The following is a 16821-nucleotide window of genomic DNA, read 5'->3' as shown; positions in this document are numbered from 1 at the left end:
AGGCCGCCCCGGTGAACAGGTCAACGGTTGCGGGCGAACCGTCCCCCGGCGAGCAGGCCCGAGCCGCCTCCGCGGGACCCGGTGGGGCCGCCGCCGGTCCGGCCCCCTTGGGGCCGGCGGGTGGGTCCCTGGTGGACCCCGGGGCCGTGGTGGCGGTGCTGGGCGCCGGCACCATGGGCGGCGGCATCGCCCGGGTGGCCGTGGAGGCGGGGTTTGCCGTGGTCCTCTACGATGTGGCCACCGCCGCCCTGGAACGGGCCCGCCGGCGGCTTGAGGAGGCCTGGCGGCGCCACGAGCAGGAGGGCCGCGTTCCTCCGGGCACGGCGGCGGAACGGCTCGGGCGGCTGCAGACCACTACGGACCTGGGCGCCGTGGCCCCGGCGGCCGTGGTGATCGAGGCGGCGCCCGAAGATCTGGGGCTCAAGCAGGACCTGCTGGCGAGCGTGGGCCGGCGGGTCCGCCCCGAGGCCCTGATCGCCAGCAACACCTCGTCCCTGTCCATCACGGCCCTGGCCCGGGTGGTCCCCGGGCCGGAGCGGGTCATCGGCCTGCACTTTTTCAACCCGGTGCCGGCCATGCGGCTGGTGGAAGTGGTCGCCGGCGCCCTCAGCGCGCCCGAGGCCGTGGCCCGCGGGGTCGACCTGGCCCGCCGGCTGGGCAAGGAGCCCGTGGTGTGCGCCGACACCCCGGGCTTCGTGGTCAACCGGGTGGCCCGGCCTTTCTACGGCGAGGCCCTCCGGCTGCTGGGCGAGGGGGCGGCGGGGGTCGAGACCATCGACGCCCTGGTGCGAGCCGCCGGCTTCCCCATGGGGCCGTTCCAGCTGATGGACCTCATCGGCGTCGACGTGAACCTGGCGGTGACCCGTTCGGTGTTCGAGGGGTATGGCGGCGAAGCCCGCTACCGGCCCCACCCCATCCAGCAGCAGCTGATGGCCGCGGGCTGGCTGGGGCGCAAGGCGGGTCGCGGCTTCTACCGCTACGGCGAAGCGGGGGAGCCCGTGGGGGTGGCCTGGCGGGGCTGGCGGCAGGTGGCGGCGGGGAGCGGGCTCGCAGGCAACTCTCCGGAAACCGGGCCGGCCGCCGCCGGCGGCCAGGCGACCGGTGCGGAGGCCATCGGGGGGCAGGAAGGGCTGCCCGGCCGCCTCTGGGTGGTGGGCGACGGGCCCCTGGCCCAAGCCCTTGGCGAGCGGTGGGCCGAGGCGGGCGTGGAGGTGGAGCGGATCCGGGAGCTTCGGGAAGCCCTCCAGCGCCCGGCCGGGGTGACCGGTCCAAAGACCGCGGGGATCCCGGGCGCAGCGGCGGCTCCCGCTCCCGGAGCCGCGCAAGCCAACCCGGCAGGCCCGGCCGTGACGGCAGCGTCCACCGCAGCCGCCACGGCGGAGACCCCGGCGGCCCCCGGGACTCCGGAGACCTCGGCGGCCCCGGAGACTTCGGAGACTTCAGCCACCCCGGCCACCCCGGTGCCCCCACCCGCGCCGGCCTCGGCGGGCGGCCCCCTTCCCGCCGCCGTGGTCATCACCTGGGAGGACCTCGATCCCCTGGCACCCGGCTTCTGGTCCCAAGCGCTGGAGGACCTGGCCCGGCTGGAGGCGGGGCTGCCGCCCGGGGTGCTGCTGCTGGTCAGCCTGCTGCCCGGGCCCGTGGCGGAGCAGGCCTGGGTCCTTGTGCACCCCCAGCGGGTGGTGGGCTGGGCAGCCGCACCGCCCCTGGGCCAGGCGGTGGAGCTGGCAGCAGGCCCCACGACCAGTCCCGCGGCCCTGGCCCGTGCCCGGTCCTGGTTCGAACGGGCGGGCCTGGCCGCCCACCCCGTGGCCGATGGGCCGGGCGGCGTGGCAGCCCGGATGGTGGCCATGCTCATCCAGGAAGCGGCGGCCGCCGAGGCCGACGGGATTGCCGAGGGGGAGGCCATCGACCGGGCCATGCGCCTGGGCACCGGCTATCCCCGCGGGCTCCTGGAATGGGGGGCCCTGTGGGGCTGGCGGCGGGTGCTGGCGCTGGTGGAGGGCCTGTGGCGCCACTACCGGGAGGAGCGCTACCGCCCCCTGCCCGCCTTGCGCCGCCGGGCGCTGCGCGAGTCCAAGCGGCCCGGAGGCAGGGCGAGCCGGGCGCCGGGAGGCACCAGCCCGGGGGCCGGTCGTCATCGTGTCGGGCGCAGACTCGGAGAGGTCCACAGGGGGACGGGCGGCCCCTGGTGACGCCCGCAGGCACGGGAGAGGAGGGTGTGCGGTGGCAGAACCCGTCATCGTGGCGGCGGTGCGCACGCCCATCGGCCGCCATGGCGGTGCCCTGGCGCCGGTTCGTCCGGACGACCTGGCGGCGGTGGCGATCCACGCCGCCGTGGAGCGGGCGGGCGTGGATCCTGCCGAGGTGGAAGACGTCATCCTGGGCTGTGCCAACCAGGCAGGGGAAGACAACCGCAACGTGGCCCGCATGGCCGCCCTGCTGGCCGGCCTGCCCGAGCACGTGGCCGGGGTGACGGTCAACCGGCTCTGCGGCTCCGGGCTGGAAGCGGTGCTGCAGGCCGCCCGGGCCATCCGCGCCGGCGAGGGCGAGGTCTTCGTGGCCGGCGGGGTGGAGAGCATGAGCCGGGCGCCCTGGGTGATGCCCAAACCCGAGCAGGGTTACCCCCGCGGCAACGTCCAGGTGTTCGACACCACACTGGGCTGGCGGTTCGTCAACCCGCGGCTGGCCGCCATGTTCCCGCCCGAGTCCATGGGCGAGACGGCGGAAAACGTGGCCGAGCGGTACGGCATCAGCCGGGAGGACCAGGACCGGTTTGCCCTGGCCAGCCAGCGCAAGTGGGCGGCGGCCCAGGAGGCGGGGAAGTGGCGGGACGAGATCGTCCCCGTGGAGGTGACGGGACCCCGCGGCCGCCGGGCCGTGGTGGAGGTGGACGAGCACCCGCGCCCCGACACCACCCTGGAGAAGCTGGCCAGCCTGCCGCCGGCCTTTCGTCCCGGAGGAACCGTCACCGCCGGCAACTCGTCGGGGATCAACGACGGCGCGGCGGCCCTGGTCATCATGGCCGATCACCGGGCGCGGTCGCTGGGGCTCCGGCCCCTGGCGCGGGTGGTGGCGGGCGCCGTGGCCGGGGTCGATCCGCGGTATATGGGGATCGGGCCCGTCCCCGCCACCCGCAAGGTGCTGGCCCGGGCGGGGTGGCAGGTGGAGGACCTGGACCTGATCGAGCTGAACGAAGCGTTCGCCGCTCAGTCCCTGGCCTGCATTCGGGAGCTCGGGCTGCCGGAAGACCGGGTCAACGTCAACGGCGGGGCCATCGCCATCGGCCACCCCCTGGGCTGCAGCGGCGCCCGGATCTTGACCACCCTGGTCCACGAGATGCGGCGGCGCGGGGCGCGGCGGGGGCTGGCCACCATGTGCGTCGGGGTCGGCCAGGGGATCGCGGCGCTGGTCGAGGCCGTGGCCTAGGCGGCGGCGCGCCGGCGGGTGGCGGGCGGTGCTCTAAGGCGGCAGCGGTGTCCCGGTCGAGCTTCACCCGTCATCCGGCATGGGCGGCCACGGGTATTCCAGCGGCGGTCGGCGGTTCCCACCGCCCGCCTATTAAGAGTTATTACTAAAATAGACTACAATAGACTACCAGCAGGACGTGGGTGGTGCGGCGCGAACTCAATCCCCACGGGGTCGGGGAGGGTCGAGCGTTGTACCGCCTGGACGAGCACGTGGTCGACGAGATCCGCCAGCGCCTCGACATCGTCGAGGTGATCGGCGACTACGTGCCCCTGCGCCGGGCGGGCCGCGAGTACGTGGCCCTGTGCCCGTTCCACGACGAGCGCACCCCCTCCTTCACCGTCTCGCCCGCCAAGCAGATGTTTTACTGCTTCGGTTGTCAGGTGGGTGGCGACGTCTTCACCTTTGTCATGAAAAAGGAGGGCTGGACCTTCCCCGAAGCGGTGGCCCATCTGGCCCGGCGGGCGGGGGTGGCCCTGCGCGAGCGGCCCCTGTCGCCCGGCCAGCGGCGGGTGCGGGACCGGCAGGAGCAGCTGGCCCGGGTGCTGGAGATGGCGGCGGCGTTCTTCCGGCAGGCCCTGCGCTCCCCGGCGGGGGAAGCCGCGCGCGCCTATCTGGAAGAACGCGGCCTGCCCTCCGCGCTCTGGGACCGGTACGGCCTGGGGTACGCTCCGCCCGGGTGGGACGGGCTGGTCGGGGCGCTGGAGCGGCGGGGGGTCGCGCCCGCCCTGCTGGCCGAGGCGGGGCTGGCGCAGCCGCGCCCGGGCGGCGGCTACTACGACCGGTTCCGCCACCGGGTGATGTTCCCCATCACCGACCCCCGGGGCCGGGTGGTGGGGTTCGGCGGCCGCTCCCTGGACGGCCAGGAGCCCAAGTACCTGAACTCCCCGGAGACGGTGCTCTTCAACAAGCGGCGCCTCTGGTACGGGCTCGACTGGAGCCGCCCGCGCCTGCGGGAAACGGGCACGGCGGTGGTGGTGGAAGGGTACATGGACGCCATCGCCGTCGACCGCGCCGGCGTGGGCTACGCGGCGGTGGCCTCCCTGGGGACCTCCCTGAGCGAGGAGCAGGTGGAACTCCTGGCCCGCTACGTGCAGCGGGTGATCATCGCCTACGATGCCGACGCGGCGGGCCAGCGGGCGACCATGCGCGGCCTGGCGATGTTCGCCGACGCCGGGGTGGAGGTGAGGGTGGCCCAGTTGCCGCCGGGCCGCGATCCCGACGACGTGGTGCGGCGGGAAGGGCCCGACGCCCTGCGGCGCATCCTCGAGGCGGCGGTGCCCGTGGTGGAGTACCGCTTCCGGCAGGTCATGGGCCAGGTCGACACGGCGACGCCCCGGGGGCGGGCGGAGGCGGTGGAAGCCCTGGCGCCCTGGCTGGCGCGGGTGTCAAGTCCCGTGGAGCGCGGGGAGTATGTGCGGCGGTACGCCGTGGCCCTGGGCGTCGAGGAAGGGATCCTCTGGCAGGAGGTGCGGCGAGCCGCCCGAGCCCTGCGCAGCAGGGCGCCGGCCACGGGGCGCCCCGCCCGGGGAACCCTGCGGGGAAGCATTGACGGGACCGGAGGCGTCCGTGCGGAGCGTGGCGGCAGGGCCGGTGGAGCCGGTGGGACGGCCGTTCCGGATGCGGGTGGGAATAACGTCCAGGCCGTCCGGCATACTAACCGTCGGGTTCCGGTGGAGGAAGTTCCTGCTGGTGTGGTCCGGGCGGAACGAGGTCTGGTGGCCGCCAGCCTGTTTCACCCCCAGTGGCAGGCCCTCATTGCCAGCCGGCTGGAGCCTGGTGACTGGGTGACACCGGCCCACCGCCTGCTGTTCGAACTGGCCTGCCGCGAGGCGCAGACGACGGGCGGCGGGGTGGACACCGGCCGTGTGCTTTCGCGGCTTCACAGCCTGGCCGCCGGGGGTGGGGACATCGGGCGATCGGAAACGGGCCGGCAGGAAGGAAACATGGCCGGTTCTGCCGAAAATGAAAGAGATCGGGATGCCGATCAGCCCCAGAACGGGGTTCACGACGGGGTGGAAGAGCGGCTGCCCGCTGGGGCGGCCGGTTCTTCCTCGCCGGCCGTTGCGGGGGCTGCCGTGTACCAGGAGGCGGTATCGGTCCTGGCGGCCCTGGTGCAGGCGCCGGAGCCCGGGCCGGACGAGCCCGGCGAGATGGAAAGGATTTTAGATGATTATATCAAAACCCTGAAGCGACATAGCCTATGGAAAATCCAGCGCCGGATTGCCCAGCTGGAGGCAAGCGGCCAGGATGTACCTGTCGACCTGGTGACCAGGTTTCAGCTGCTGTCGGCGCAGCTGAAAGGCCGGGTGGGAAGATGATCCCGCTGCGGCTGCCCTCGCCGGTCCAGTACCGGAAGGGACGGGGACCGGCGAATGCTTTTCTGACAATGATCACGGGTCCGGATCCCCGGCAGGGAAGGTGGCCTCGGGCCACGCTGCGGGGGACCGGGGCCGCGGCGGAAAGGGGGGAGTCCGATGGACGTGAGCGAGGTCAAGAGCCCGTTGCTGGAGATCGATGAAGTCAAGCGCCTGGTCGACCGGGGACGCCAGCGGGGTGGCGTGCTGACGGAGGATGAGGTCACCGACGCCTTGCAGGCTGTCGACCTGGATGCGGATCAGGTGGACGAGGTCTACCAGCTCCTAGAGGACCTGGGCATCGAGGTGGAGACGGGTCCCCGCCGGTCGCGGAACGGCGCCCGCAACGGGCGGGCGGCGCGCGGTCACCGTACCCGCTCCGGCGGTGCCGGCCTGGACGGCATGATGGATGAAGCTGCCCTAGACGGGGTCTCGGGGCTGGATCGACCTGAAGACCTGGACGCAGACACGGCCGGCGGTGGCGAGGCCGGAGACGAGGGTGACCAGGACGCGGCCGCCGAAGGGACCGGCGTCGACCAGCTGGGCGAGCCCGTCGATGACGAGGACGATTTGTCCATGCCGGACGGCGTCGCCCTCGACGACCCGGTGCGCATGTATCTCAAGGAGATCGGGCGTATCCCCCTCTTGACGCCGGAACAGGAGATCGAGCTGGCCAAGCGGATCGAGCAGGGCGACGAAGAGGCCAAGCGTAAGCTGATCCAGGCCAACCTGCGGCTGGTGGTCAGCATCGCCAAGCGCTACGTGGGGCGCGGCATGCTGTTCCTGGACCTGATTCAGGAGGGCAACCTGGGCCTGATCAAGGCGGCGGAGAAGTTTGATTATCGGAAGGGCTTCAAGTTCAGCACTTATGCCACCTGGTGGATCCGCCAGGCCATCACCCGGGCCATCGCCGATCAGGCCAGGACGATCCGCATCCCCGTGCACATGGTGGAGACCATCAACAAGCTCATCCGCGTCCAGCGCCAGCTGGTCCAGGAGCTCGGGCGGGAGCCCACGCCGGAGGAGATCGCCAAGGAGATGGGCATCGAGCCCGAGAAGGTCCGGGAGATCATGAAGATCGCCCAGGAGCCCGTGTCCCTCGAAACGCCCATCGGCGAGGAAGAGGACAGCCACCTGGGTGACTTCATCGAGGACGAGGATGCCCTGGCGCCCGCCGAGGCGGCGTCCCAGCTTTTGCTGCGGGAGCAGCTGGAGGATGTGCTTCACACCCTGACGGACCGCGAGCAGAAGGTCCTGCGGCTGCGTTTCGGCCTGGACGACGGGCGCCAGCGGACGCTGGAGGAAGTGGGCCAGATCTTCGGCGTCACCCGGGAGCGGATCCGCCAGATCGAGGCCAAGGCGCTGCGGAAGCTGCGGCATCCGTCCCGCAGCAAGAAGCTGAAGGACTACCTGGAGTAAGGCGGCGGCTGTGATCCGCGATGTCAGGCAGTCACGAGCCGGTGCCGGTAAGCCCGTTTACGAGACGGCGAGGGGTAGGCGATGAGCCTGCCCCTCTTCTTTTGGCCGGATGCGAGTCATGTTTTCTGCAATACCTGTTCGAATGAGCCTGCTGCCGGGTGAGTGAGACAGGAACCACCGATCCGGGGGGCGGGCTACCCGCAGGACAGGACAATGCTTCGGCTAAGGACGCAGCCGCTTTTCCAAGATCAGCTTTGGTTCGCCCCGCTCGTCCACGTAGACTCCGATGACGTCAAATCCGTGGCGCAGGTTGAGGATCAGCATGTCGCGCCACTTGTTCTTCGTGGCGGTGCGGATGGTACCGTAGCCCTGTTCACGACACCAGGCGTGCTGGCGGCGCATCAGCTCGCTGGCGATTCCCCGCCGGCGAAAGCCGGGCGCCACCGCCCCCATCCAACTGTAGAAGTGGCCGGGTTTCCGCTCGTAGCCAATCTTGTAGCCCACCACCTGTTGTCCCGCCAGCGCCACCAGCGTCAGAAGGCGGTGCCTGTTACGCGCTTCGCGGAGCAGGCGATCCGCTTGGCCATCGCCGAAGACGAGCTCGTGCAGCCGCAAAAGATCGGCCAGGACTTTGCCGTCGGGGAGACCCTCAAATTGCTGGTATTCGACGGGACCTGGCTCCATGGCCGAATCCCCCCGTACCCCCGCAACCTCGCCGTGCGACGTGATGCGACGCCAGTATGCCACGGCTGCGGGCAGGGGGCAACGCTGGCGACCCGGGCCAATCCGCCTTGGGGGCCGGCGAGGGGCACCCGCCCGGCCTCGAGGCCCGCTGGCCCCGGTGGCCACCGACGGGTCCCGGTGCTGGGGCCCGGTGGGCTCGCTGGGGTGGACGTCGGGGACGGGGTTACTCTGGCAGGGGCTGCCCAGCGCGAGGGGAAAACAGACACCGGCAAGGGACGAGGAGGGGTGGGGCGGCATGACAATGAAGGCCTGGCAGCTGCTGCGGCCCGCCGATGCCCTTGCGGCCCCCCTGCGCCTGGCGGAGGTACCCGAACCCGAGCCGGGACCGGGGGAGATCCGCCTGCGGGTGCGGGCCTGCGGCGTGTGTCTTACGGACGTGCACGTGGCCGAGGGTGACCTGGTGGCGCCCGCCTACCCCGTGACCCCCGGCCACCAGGTGGTGGGGATCGTCGAGGCCGTGGGCCCCGGCGTGGAAGGCATTCGCCCCGGGGAGCGGCGGGGGGCCTACTGGCTGCACCGGGCGTGCGGGCATTGCGAGGCGTGCCGCCGCGGCGACGAGAACCTCTGCCCCCACGCCCGGTTCACCGGCCTGCATGCGCCGGGCGGCTTCGCCCAGGCCATGGCGGTTCCGGCGGCCTACACCGTCCCGATCCCGCCGGGGTACGACGACGCCACGGCGGCGCCGCTGCTCTGCGCGGGTGTCATCGGGTACCGGGCCTTGCGGCTCAGCGGCCTTCAGCCGGGGGAGCGGCTGGCCCTGTTCGGCTTTGGCGCATCGGCCCACCTGGTGCTGCAGGTGGCGCGCCACCAGGGCTGCCAGGTGGTGGTCTTCACCCGCAGCCCGGCCCACCGGGAACTGGCCCGGCAACTGGGCGCCGTGTGGGCGGGGGGTGCCGAGGTCCTGGCGCAGGAAGAGCCGGCAGGGCCGGTTCCTCCTGCCTGTGACCGGGCCATACTCTTCGCCCCGGCAGGCGAGCTGGTGCCCCTGGCGTTGCGGGCGGTGCGGCCCGGGGGCACCGTGGTGATCAACGCGGTCCACATGACGGACATTCCTTCGTTCCCCTACCGGCTCTTGCACGGGGAGCGGGCGCTGCGGACCGTGGCCCACGTGACCCGCCGGGACGCCGAGGAGTTCATGGCGGTGGCGGCTTCGGTGCCCCTCCAGGTGGCCGTCCAGCGCTACCCCTTTGAGCAGGCCAACCAGGCTCTGGCGGCCGTCAAGGAGAGCCGGGTCCGCGGTGCGGCCGTCCTGGTGCTGGGCGAACCCGCCGGCCGGTGAGGCGGCCGGCCGGTCCAAAGCCGGCCCATCGGGGGCCGGCCAGCGCGCACCCGGTCGATCGGGGCCCGGCCAGCCACCGGCGGTCATCAGGTAGCCCCGGAACCCGGACAGCCGGCTGGGGTGGCACCAGGCCGGTCCCTGCGAACAAGGGCGGATCCGGGGCCCACGGGAGAGGAGCTGGCACCATGGTAGCGGTAGCGGACGCCCAGGACGCCCATGGGGACGGGCGGGAGCGTGCCGGGAGGCTGTCCCTTCAGGAGGTCTGGCCCGGCGTGTACCGCGTTCCCATCCCCATTCCGGCTCCCCTGCGCGAGGTCAATGCCTATGCCCTCCGCGGCCCCCACGGATGGACCCTGGTGGATACCGGGTTCCACACCCCGGAGGCCGAAGCCCGCTGGAATCAGGCCTTCCACCGGCTGGGCATCGGCGCCGGTGATGTCGAGGCCGTCTTCGTCACCCATTTCCATCCCGATCATTTCGGCGCAGCGGGTTGGCTGCAGAAGTGCACGGGGGCGCCCGTCCTGATGCACCAGCGGGAAGTGGAACTGGCCCGGCGCATCTGGAGACCGGCCGCCGCCGAGGCTTTTAGCGCCTTTGCGGCCCGGCACGGCGTGCCGGACCAGCTGGCCGCCCCTCTGGCCCAGCGCCGGGCCCGGATCGTCTCCTGGGTGGATCCCCAACCTCAGGTGACGCCGGTGCGGGAAGGGGAGGAGCTGCGCCTGGGCGGGCGGCGGTGGCAGGTCCTCTGGACGCCGGGCCACACCGACGGCCTGGTGGTCCTCTGGCAGCCGGGCGAGGGCCTGTTGCTGGCCGACGACATGGTCCTTCCCGGCATCTCCCCCAACATCTCCGCCGGCCCCCAGGCGGCCCCCAATCCCCTGGGCCGGTATCTGGACTCGCTCCAGCAGGTGGGGCGGCTCCCGGCGCGGCGGGTTCTGCCGGGGCACCGGGCTCCCTTCGACGACCTGGCCGGACGGTGCCGCGAACTGGCCGAACACCACCGGCGCCGGCTGGAGGAGGTCGAAGCCATCGTCGCCGCGGGCGGGCGCGTGACGGCCTGGCAGGTGGCCGGGCAGTTGTTCGGGCGGGTCATGGATACCCTGGCCAACGTGGAGTTCGCCCTGGGGGAGACGGTGGCGCACCTGGACTACCTGGTGGAACAGGGCCGGCTCGCGGTGGTGGAGGCCGGGGACGAAGCCGCGGGACCCGGTGGGAAAGAAGACGCGGAGCCCGGCCCCCGGGAGGGGAGCCGGGCTTCCGTGCCCCGCCTGATGTACGAGAAGCGGCGATGAAAGAGCGAGAAGAGCCGGCCGCGACGGGTTCACCGTGCGGCCGGCCCTGCGGCCGGGGCCGGGTTCAACCGCGCCGCCGTGCCCAGGGCGGAGCGGGCGGCCAGCACCCGCTCCCAGGCTTCGGCCTGCAGGGGGCGGTCGAAGCTGCGCAGCTCGGCCAGCCGGAACCCGTGCTTGCGGGCCAGGTCCTTCAGCCAGAGGATGGTCTCCAGGTTGAGGTCGGCTCCCAGGCTGGTGTGCTGGTAGTGGTGCTCCAGGGCCAGCATCATGGTCTCCGCCATGCAGGCGTAGACCAGGCCCCGCTCGAAGCCGAAGTTCCACCCCATGGACGGCCGGCCGGGCACCTCGATGACCCCGCCGTCGATCACCAGGACGTCGGGCCGGGCATCGCCCACCTCCCGGCTGACGTTGGGCGGGCGGCTCAGGTCGCATACCACCGCCCCGAACTTCACGTTGCCCGGCGTGACCAGGTGGGCGGTGCTGCTGGTGGCGGTCACCACCACGTCGGCCTGGGGAAGCATGGCGTCCAGGTCCGTGGTGATGACCAGGGGGCACCGTCCACTCGCCATCCAGGCTTCCAGCCGGGGGAGGAAGGCCTCGGCGGGTTCTGCGGCATCAGGCCAGCCGCCAAATTCCACCAGGACCTGCGCCAGCGGGCCCAGGGGCCGGCCTGAGGCCGCCAGGCTCAGCACGTGGCGGGCCAGGTCGGCCGCCACCCGCAGCAGCCGCCGCCGGCTCTGCTCGGGCCGGGCCGGGTTGCCGATCAGCAGCAGCCGGCGCACCTTACCGGCCAGCAGTAGGGCCGTCGCCCGCCCGATGGCGCCCGTGGCACCCACCACGGCCACGGTTCCCTGGCCAAGGGGGAAGCCCAGCCGGCGGCTGGCTTCGGCAATGGCTTCCACGGCCGCCACCACGGTGAAGCTGTTGCCGGTGGTCAGGGCGACGCCGGCGTCCCGCAGGTGCAGCCCGCCCCGGGTGACCACCGAGGTGTAGGCGCCCAGGCCGACGATCCGGGCGCCGTTCTCGCGGGCCAGCTCGATGGCTTCCTCGATCTCCGCCACCGCCTCCGCCTGGGGCATGGCGAGGAACTCGTCGGCGGTGCGGGGGACGGCGTAGAACTCGCCGTAGGCGGTGGCCCCGGTCGCCGAGACCACCCGGGTCCGGCCGATGCGGAAGGGCTTGAGAAGGTGGTTCCAGCGACCGGCCAGCTCTTCCAGCTCGGCGCGGCTGAAGGCGGCCAGGCTCGGGTCAAACTCCGGGTAGTTCTCCAGATCCACGGGATGAACCAGGAAGGCAAAGCGCCCTTCCCGGGGGTCACCGCTGGGGGCCACCGCCTCGCCCGATTCGCGGGAGCGAACCGCCAGGAGGGCAGGCTGGTGGCCGGCGGGCCGGGCCACGGACTGCACGGTCGCCGCCTGTGGGCTGACCAGGTGCCGGAGCAGGGCGGCGGTGTCATCCCGGTCGATGAGTTCGACCACCCGCTCGATGGCGGCCAGGGCGTAGTCGCACTCCGCCCGGGTGGCGATGAGGGGCGGCTCGATGCGGATCACGTCGGCACCGTTCAGGGTCGGGGCGACCCGCAACCCCTCCACGTTGAGCAGGTACGAGGCGATGACCGGGGTGAGCAGCTCCTGCTCGCCCATCACTCCCAGCAGGTTGCCGGGGAAGGTCTCCCGGTCGACCCCGAACTGGATGCCCAGCATGAACCCCCGCCCCCGCACCTCCCGGATCACCCGGGGATGGCGCCGCTGGATGGCCAGCAGGCCCTGGCGCAGGTACTCGCCGGTCTCGGCCACGTGGCGGACCAGGGCCTGTTCGTCCCGGGTCAGGAGGTCCAGGGCGGCCAGGCCGGCCCGGCAGGCCAGGGTGTTGCCCGCGAAGGTCGAGGAGTGCTTGGTGGCGAACTCTTCCGTGTACACCTCTTCGGTGCACAGCACGGCGCCGATGGGCATGAGGCCGCCGCCCAGGGCCTTGGCCAGGGTGATGGCGTCGGGTGTGACGCCTTCCGCCTGGCAGGCGAAGAGCACGCCCGTACGGCCCAGCCCCGTCTGCACCTCATCGGCGATGAACAGCACCCCGTGGCGCCGGCACACCTCCCGGGCCTCGCGCAGGTAGCCGGGAGGCGGCACCACGATGCCGCCCTCGCCCTGGATCGGCTCGACCAGGAAAGCGGCGTACTCGCCCGGCCGGGCCGCCAGCGCCCGCTCCAGGGCCTCCAGGTCGCCGTAGGGCACCTTGTCGAAGCCCTCGGCCGGGGCGAAGAAGGCGTCCTGATAGGCTGCCCGGTGGGTGGCGGAGAGGGCACCGAAGGTCTTGCCGTGAAAGCCGTTGTCCGTGGAGAGGATCCGCGGCCGGCCGGTGGCCGCCCGGGCCAGCTTGATGGCCGCTTCCACCGCTTCGGCACCGCTGTTGGCAAAGGTCACGTAGCGCAGTCCCGGCGGCGCCACCTCGATCAGCCGCCGGGCCAGCTCGCCCGCGGTATTCAAGAAGGACGGCTGGACGAAGGACGGCTCGCCGCGGTGGCGCGCCTCTTCCAGCGCCGCCCAGATCTCCGGCGGGTTGAAGCCGAAGGGCAGCGCGCCGTAGGCGGCGACGAAGTCCAGATAACGGCGGCCCTGGTCGTCCCAGAGCCAGCAGCCCTCTCCCCGGACAAACCGCTTGTCCATCTGGATCTGCTCGAGGAGCTCGCCCAGGTGGGGGTTGACATACTGCCGGAAAGGATGCATCCGGTGCCCTCCAATCCCGAAGAACCGTCTACAGCTTGGTACCCTGCGGGCCGGTGTGCCAGGTATGCCGCCCGGCCCGGGGGTCCGGTTACGCAGGCCCGGCGGGCAGCCCGGTAGCGGGCCGGTGATGGGGCGGGGCCGCGGGGGCCGGTTCGTCCCGGGCGGCGGCCGCCGCTGGCCCGCTGCTTGCCGCGACGGCACCCGCCGGTGGCCCGCCGCTCGCTTCCGCGGCACCGGCGTCCCCGGGGTCGCGCTCCTGCGGGCCAGCAGGTGCGCGGGGTCCGGGCTGCCGGGCCCCAGGCGTGCGGGGAACGAGTTCGCGGCCAGCAGGCTCGCGGGGAACGGGGGCGCGGCCAGCGGGCTCGCGCCCGCTGCGGTCGTCCCGCGGTAGCCGTAGCTGCCGGATCAGCTGGCGAAGGGCCTCAGGGTCGACGAACCGGTCCTCGGTGATGGGTGACGTGCCGATTTGGATGCCCGTCACCCGGTCCGGCCCCAGGAGCGCTTCGACCAGCCGGATCCGCATGTCCGAGCCCAGGAAGATCAGGTGGTCCAGTTCCCGGGCGCGGGCGATGAGGGCCATGAGATCGTTGAGCAGGGCGGCGCCGCTGCGTTCCCCGATGAAGCGCCGGCGCTCCTTCTCGGTGAGCAGCCAGACGAAATCGACGCCCTCGCGGCGCGCCACGTCTTCGAGCGCCTCGCGGTTGCCCACGGGGAAGCCCACCAGGCCCAGCTTATGGCCCCGCCGCACCTCCCCCAGGCTTTCCAGGCGGGAGACCAGGGTCCGGTCGATGCCCAGCTCATGGGCCACGTCCTGCTGGGAGAGGCCGGAGGCGCGCAGCTCCAGGATGCGGTCGACCATCCGGTAGATCCGCTGCCGGTCGATTACCTTTTCGCCGATGCGCACCAGTTCCACGCCTGCGGCCCCCTGCCGCCGCCCGCCGGGCCCCGGTCGCGCCGGCGCCCCCGCGTTCCCGCCCTCCCGCCCGGGGCGGCAGCGTTGGCTGGCCCTCCGGCGGGAGGCCGCGCGGTGCCTTGCCCGCGGACCCGGGACGGGACGGCCTCCCCGCTCTCCCTTTGTGCACAAATATGCGCACAGTCACCCTGAGTATAGCGCAGGACGGTGGTCATGGGTATGCCTTTGGGGCATGTCCTCATCGGCCCAGTGCTCCGGCCGGCCCGGTACTGGTCAGGCCCTGCGCTCAAGTCATGACCGCGGTCACTACCAGAGTGCTGCCATCCCCTCTACCATCGGAACCGGCGTGAACCCACAGCCGGGGAGTGAAGCGACCATGCCCCAGCTTTTCAAGCTCCTGGAGGAGCACCAGGATCCGGGCGGCACCGACCGGCGCCGTGCCGGAGCCCCTGAATCCGCCGGTGGTGCGGAGGGGGAACCCCATCCAGGACCAGGGCCCGTGCTGGTGGTCCGGAACCTGGTCAAGCGGTTCGGGCGGAAGGCAGCGGTCGGCGGCATCTCCTTTGCGGTGGAACCCGGTGAGACCTTCGGGCTGTTAGGGCCCAACGGGGCCGGCAAGAGCACCACCCTGGCCATCATCGCGGGCCTGCTGAGGCCCGACGGTGGAGAAGTGGAGGTCGGCGGCTTCTCCCTGGCCGCCCGGCGCCGCGAAGCGCAGCGCCTGCTGGGGGTGGTGCCCCAGGACCTTGCCCTCTACCCCGAGTTGACGGCAGCCCAAAACATGGGTCACTTCGCGGCCCTGCGCGGCCTGCGGGGCGCGGAAAGGCGCCGGCAGATCGAAGAAGCCCTGCAGCTGGTGGGACTGGCGGAGCACGCGGGCCAGCGGGTGGAGCGGTTCTCCGGCGGCATGAAGCGGCGGCTCAACATCGCCATCGGCCTTCTAGGGCGCCCACGCCTGCTGCTCCTGGACGAACCCACCGTGGGCATCGACCCCCAGTCCCGCCGCCACATCCTTGAGGCCATCCGGAAGCTGGCTGCGTCCGGCATCGCCGTCCTGTACACCAGCCACTACATGGAGGAGGTCGAGTTCCTCTGCCGGCGGGTCGCCATCATGGACCACGGCCGGATCATTGCCCAGGGGCCGCTGGACGAGGTCCGTGCCCTGGCGGGCGATGCCGCCATCCTGCGCCTGCCGTGGGACCAGGTGCACGTTGACGCGGATCCCCAGGCGGTGGCCCGTCAGCTGGGCGTCCCCGTCGAGGTGACGGGCGGCGAGGCCCGGTTCGTCCTGCCTGTGGGGCCGGAACAGGCAGCCCAGGTGGTCGCGGAACTGGTTCGCCGTGGCATCCCGCTGCGCGGGATGCGTGTGGAAACGCCCGACCTGGAGACGGTGTTCCTGGCCCTGACGGGCCGGGCCCTGCGGGATTAGGGGTGTTCGGCCATGCACGGGTTGCGACAGGCAGGTCTCATCGCGGCCAACCAGCTGCTGCGCTTCGTGCTGGACTGGCGTGGCGTGCTGATCCTCTTCCTCCTGCCCCTGGCCTTCAATCTGGTTCTCGGGATGAGCCTGCGCCAGGCCTTCACCCCCGAATTCCGGCCCGAGCGGCCCTACCGGGTGGCGATCGCCACCCCGGCCGGCCACGAAGCGGCGCCGGCGGTCCAGCAGGTCCTGGCGGCGGGGGAGGCGGACGGCTGGATCGAGATCCAGAGGGTGGAGTCAGGCGAGGCCGCCGTGGGAGCGGTCCGGCAGCGCCGGGCCGATGCGGCCCTGGTGATGCCGGCGGGGTTCCCCCAGGAGCCCCTCAGGGTCATCGCCGAACCCGGGACGGTACCGGCCTCTGTGGTCGAGACCCTGGCCCGCGAGGCCGTGGCAGCAGCTGGGTCCGGCGAAGCCGGAGGGGCCGGTGGCGCGGGCGGGGCGGGGAGCGGCCGCCCAGTGCCCGTCGACCTCACGATGCAGCCCGCCCCCCCGCCGGCTGGTGGGGAGGCGCCTGGCAGCGGCGCGCTACCCCAGGTCGACGCCATGGCTTATTACGCCGCAGGTATGGCCGTCATGATGCTCTATCTGGCGACCCGAGAGGGGACCAGGGCATACCTGGCCGACCGCAGCACCGGCGTGTACCTGCGCGTCCGTGCGGGGGGAACCGGCCGCGCCGCCTACCTGGCGGGCACCTTCCTCGGCAGCGTGGCCACGGGCCTGGTCTTCATGGTGGTCATGGCGCTGGTCACCCGGTGGCTCTTCGGCGTCCACTGGGGCCACCTGGGGGGATGGATACCCCTGACCCTGGCGGCCACCCTGGCGGCCGCAGGGGTCAACGCCGTCCTGGTGGGGCTTGCCAGGTCTCCAGAGGTGCTGGAGGGTGTCAGCATCGCCCTGGCCCAGGTGCTGGGGTTCTTCGGCGGGTCGATGATGCCCCTGTTCATCTTTCCCGAGATCCTGGCCCGGATCTCCCGCTTCGTTCCCAACCGGTGGATGCTGGACGGCTACCTTGAGCTGATGGCCGGCGCGGGATCGGCAGCGGTTCAAGATGAAGTCCTGCGCCTCACGACGGCGGGGGCGGCCTTGCTGATGGTGGGGTGGGCCCTGGACCAGCTCTTGGCACGATTGGTGGGGGAGGGGTGA

General features: G+C 72.4%; 11 protein-coding genes. 8 read left to right on the top strand and 3 right to left on the bottom strand.

What is annotated here, in order from left to right; translation table 11 throughout:
- The first annotated feature begins 11 nt into the window (after positions 1 to 11).
- From DYI95_RS10620 to rpoD, 4 genes are all read left to right on the top strand, one after another.
- Complete coding sequence (locus DYI95_RS10620) at positions 12 to 2195, top strand: 3-hydroxyacyl-CoA dehydrogenase NAD-binding domain-containing protein (RefSeq protein ID WP_243149760.1); 2184 nt, start codon at positions 12 to 14, stop codon at positions 2193 to 2195.
- A 31-nt stretch (positions 2196 to 2226) separates the two neighbouring features.
- The gene (locus DYI95_RS10615) at positions 2227 to 3429 is read left to right on the top strand and encodes an acetyl-CoA C-acyltransferase (RefSeq protein ID WP_116899816.1); all 1203 of its coding nucleotides are present in this window, start codon (positions 2227 to 2229) and stop codon (positions 3427 to 3429) included.
- A 182-nt stretch (positions 3430 to 3611) separates the two neighbouring features.
- Positions 3612 to 5789, top strand: a complete 2178-nt coding sequence (dnaG, locus tag DYI95_RS10610; RefSeq protein ID WP_243149759.1) for a DNA primase — start codon at positions 3612 to 3614, stop codon at positions 5787 to 5789.
- 156 nt (positions 5790 to 5945) lie between these two features.
- The gene (gene rpoD, locus DYI95_RS10605) at positions 5946 to 7244 is read left to right on the top strand and encodes an RNA polymerase sigma factor RpoD (RefSeq protein ID WP_116899818.1); all 1299 of its coding nucleotides are present in this window, start codon (positions 5946 to 5948) and stop codon (positions 7242 to 7244) included.
- Between the two features lie 222 nt (positions 7245 to 7466).
- Here the strand turns inward: rpoD and DYI95_RS10600 are convergent, their stop codons facing one another.
- A complete protein-coding gene (locus tag DYI95_RS10600; RefSeq protein ID WP_116899819.1) occupies positions 7467 to 7928 on the bottom strand; it encodes a GNAT family N-acetyltransferase in 462 nt (153 codons plus the stop codon).
- Positions 7929 to 8223: 295 nt separating this feature from the next.
- Here DYI95_RS10600 and DYI95_RS10595 point away from each other — a divergent pair, with 295 nt between their 5' ends.
- Together DYI95_RS10595 and DYI95_RS10590 are read left to right on the top strand one after the other, a co-directional pair.
- Positions 8224 to 9267: a zinc-dependent alcohol dehydrogenase family protein gene (locus tag DYI95_RS10595; protein WP_243149758.1), complete on the top strand. Its 1044-nt coding sequence runs from the start codon at positions 8224 to 8226 to the stop codon at positions 9265 to 9267.
- A gap of 185 nt (positions 9268 to 9452) precedes the next feature.
- Positions 9453 to 10559 carry an MBL fold metallo-hydrolase gene (locus DYI95_RS10590; RefSeq protein WP_116899821.1) on the top strand — a complete coding sequence of 369 codons (1107 nt, stop codon included), beginning with the start codon at positions 9453 to 9455 and terminating at the stop codon, positions 10557 to 10559.
- A gap of 29 nt (positions 10560 to 10588) precedes the next feature.
- Here the strand turns inward: DYI95_RS10590 and DYI95_RS10585 are convergent, their stop codons facing one another.
- Together DYI95_RS10585 and DYI95_RS10580 are read right to left on the bottom strand one after the other, a co-directional pair.
- Positions 10589 to 13285 carry an aminotransferase class III-fold pyridoxal phosphate-dependent enzyme gene (locus DYI95_RS10585; protein ID WP_116899822.1) on the bottom strand — a complete coding sequence of 899 codons (2697 nt, stop codon included), beginning with the start codon at positions 13283 to 13285 and terminating at the stop codon, positions 10589 to 10591.
- Between the two features lie 88 nt (positions 13286 to 13373).
- Positions 13374 to 14198 (bottom strand): transcriptional regulator, encoded by an 825-nt coding sequence (locus tag DYI95_RS10580; protein WP_243149757.1) that lies wholly within the window; start codon positions 14196 to 14198, stop codon positions 13374 to 13376.
- A 376-nt stretch (positions 14199 to 14574) separates the two neighbouring features.
- Between DYI95_RS10580 and DYI95_RS13130 the strand changes: the two genes are divergently transcribed.
- A complete protein-coding gene (locus DYI95_RS13130) occupies positions 14575 to 15627 on the top strand; it encodes an ABC transporter ATP-binding protein (RefSeq protein ID WP_116899823.1) in 1053 nt (350 codons plus the stop codon).
- A 12-nt stretch (positions 15628 to 15639) separates the two neighbouring features.
- A complete protein-coding gene (locus DYI95_RS10570; protein ID WP_116899824.1) occupies positions 15640 to 16821 on the top strand; it encodes an ABC transporter permease in 1182 nt (393 codons plus the stop codon).

It is taken from the genome of Thermaerobacter sp. PB12/4term (genome assembly GCF_003403315.2).
Classification (GTDB): Bacteria; Bacillota; Sulfobacillia; order Thermaerobacterales; family Thermaerobacteraceae; genus Thermaerobacter.
The sequence above is the reverse complement of the archived record's forward strand: the minus strand, read 5'-3'. Positions and strand labels throughout refer to the sequence as shown.

Coding starts and splice junctions, on each gene's coding strand:
- rpoD (WP_116899818.1), top strand. CDS start 5,946: ATGGACGTGAGCGAGGTCAAGAGCCCGTTGCTGGAGATCGATGAAGTC.
- DYI95_RS10600 (WP_116899819.1), bottom strand. CDS start 7,928: ATGGAGCCAGGTCCCGTCGAATACCAGCAATTTGAGGGTCTCCCCGAC.
- DYI95_RS10595 (WP_243149758.1), top strand. CDS start 8,224: ATGACAATGAAGGCCTGGCAGCTGCTGCGGCCCGCCGATGCCCTTGCG.
- DYI95_RS10590 (WP_116899821.1), top strand. CDS start 9,453: ATGGTAGCGGTAGCGGACGCCCAGGACGCCCATGGGGACGGGCGGGAG.
- DYI95_RS10585 (WP_116899822.1), bottom strand. CDS start 13,285: ATGCATCCTTTCCGGCAGTATGTCAACCCCCACCTGGGCGAGCTCCTC.
- DYI95_RS13130 (WP_116899823.1), top strand. CDS start 14,575: ATGCCCCAGCTTTTCAAGCTCCTGGAGGAGCACCAGGATCCGGGCGGC.
- DYI95_RS10570 (WP_116899824.1), top strand. CDS start 15,640: ATGCACGGGTTGCGACAGGCAGGTCTCATCGCGGCCAACCAGCTGCTG.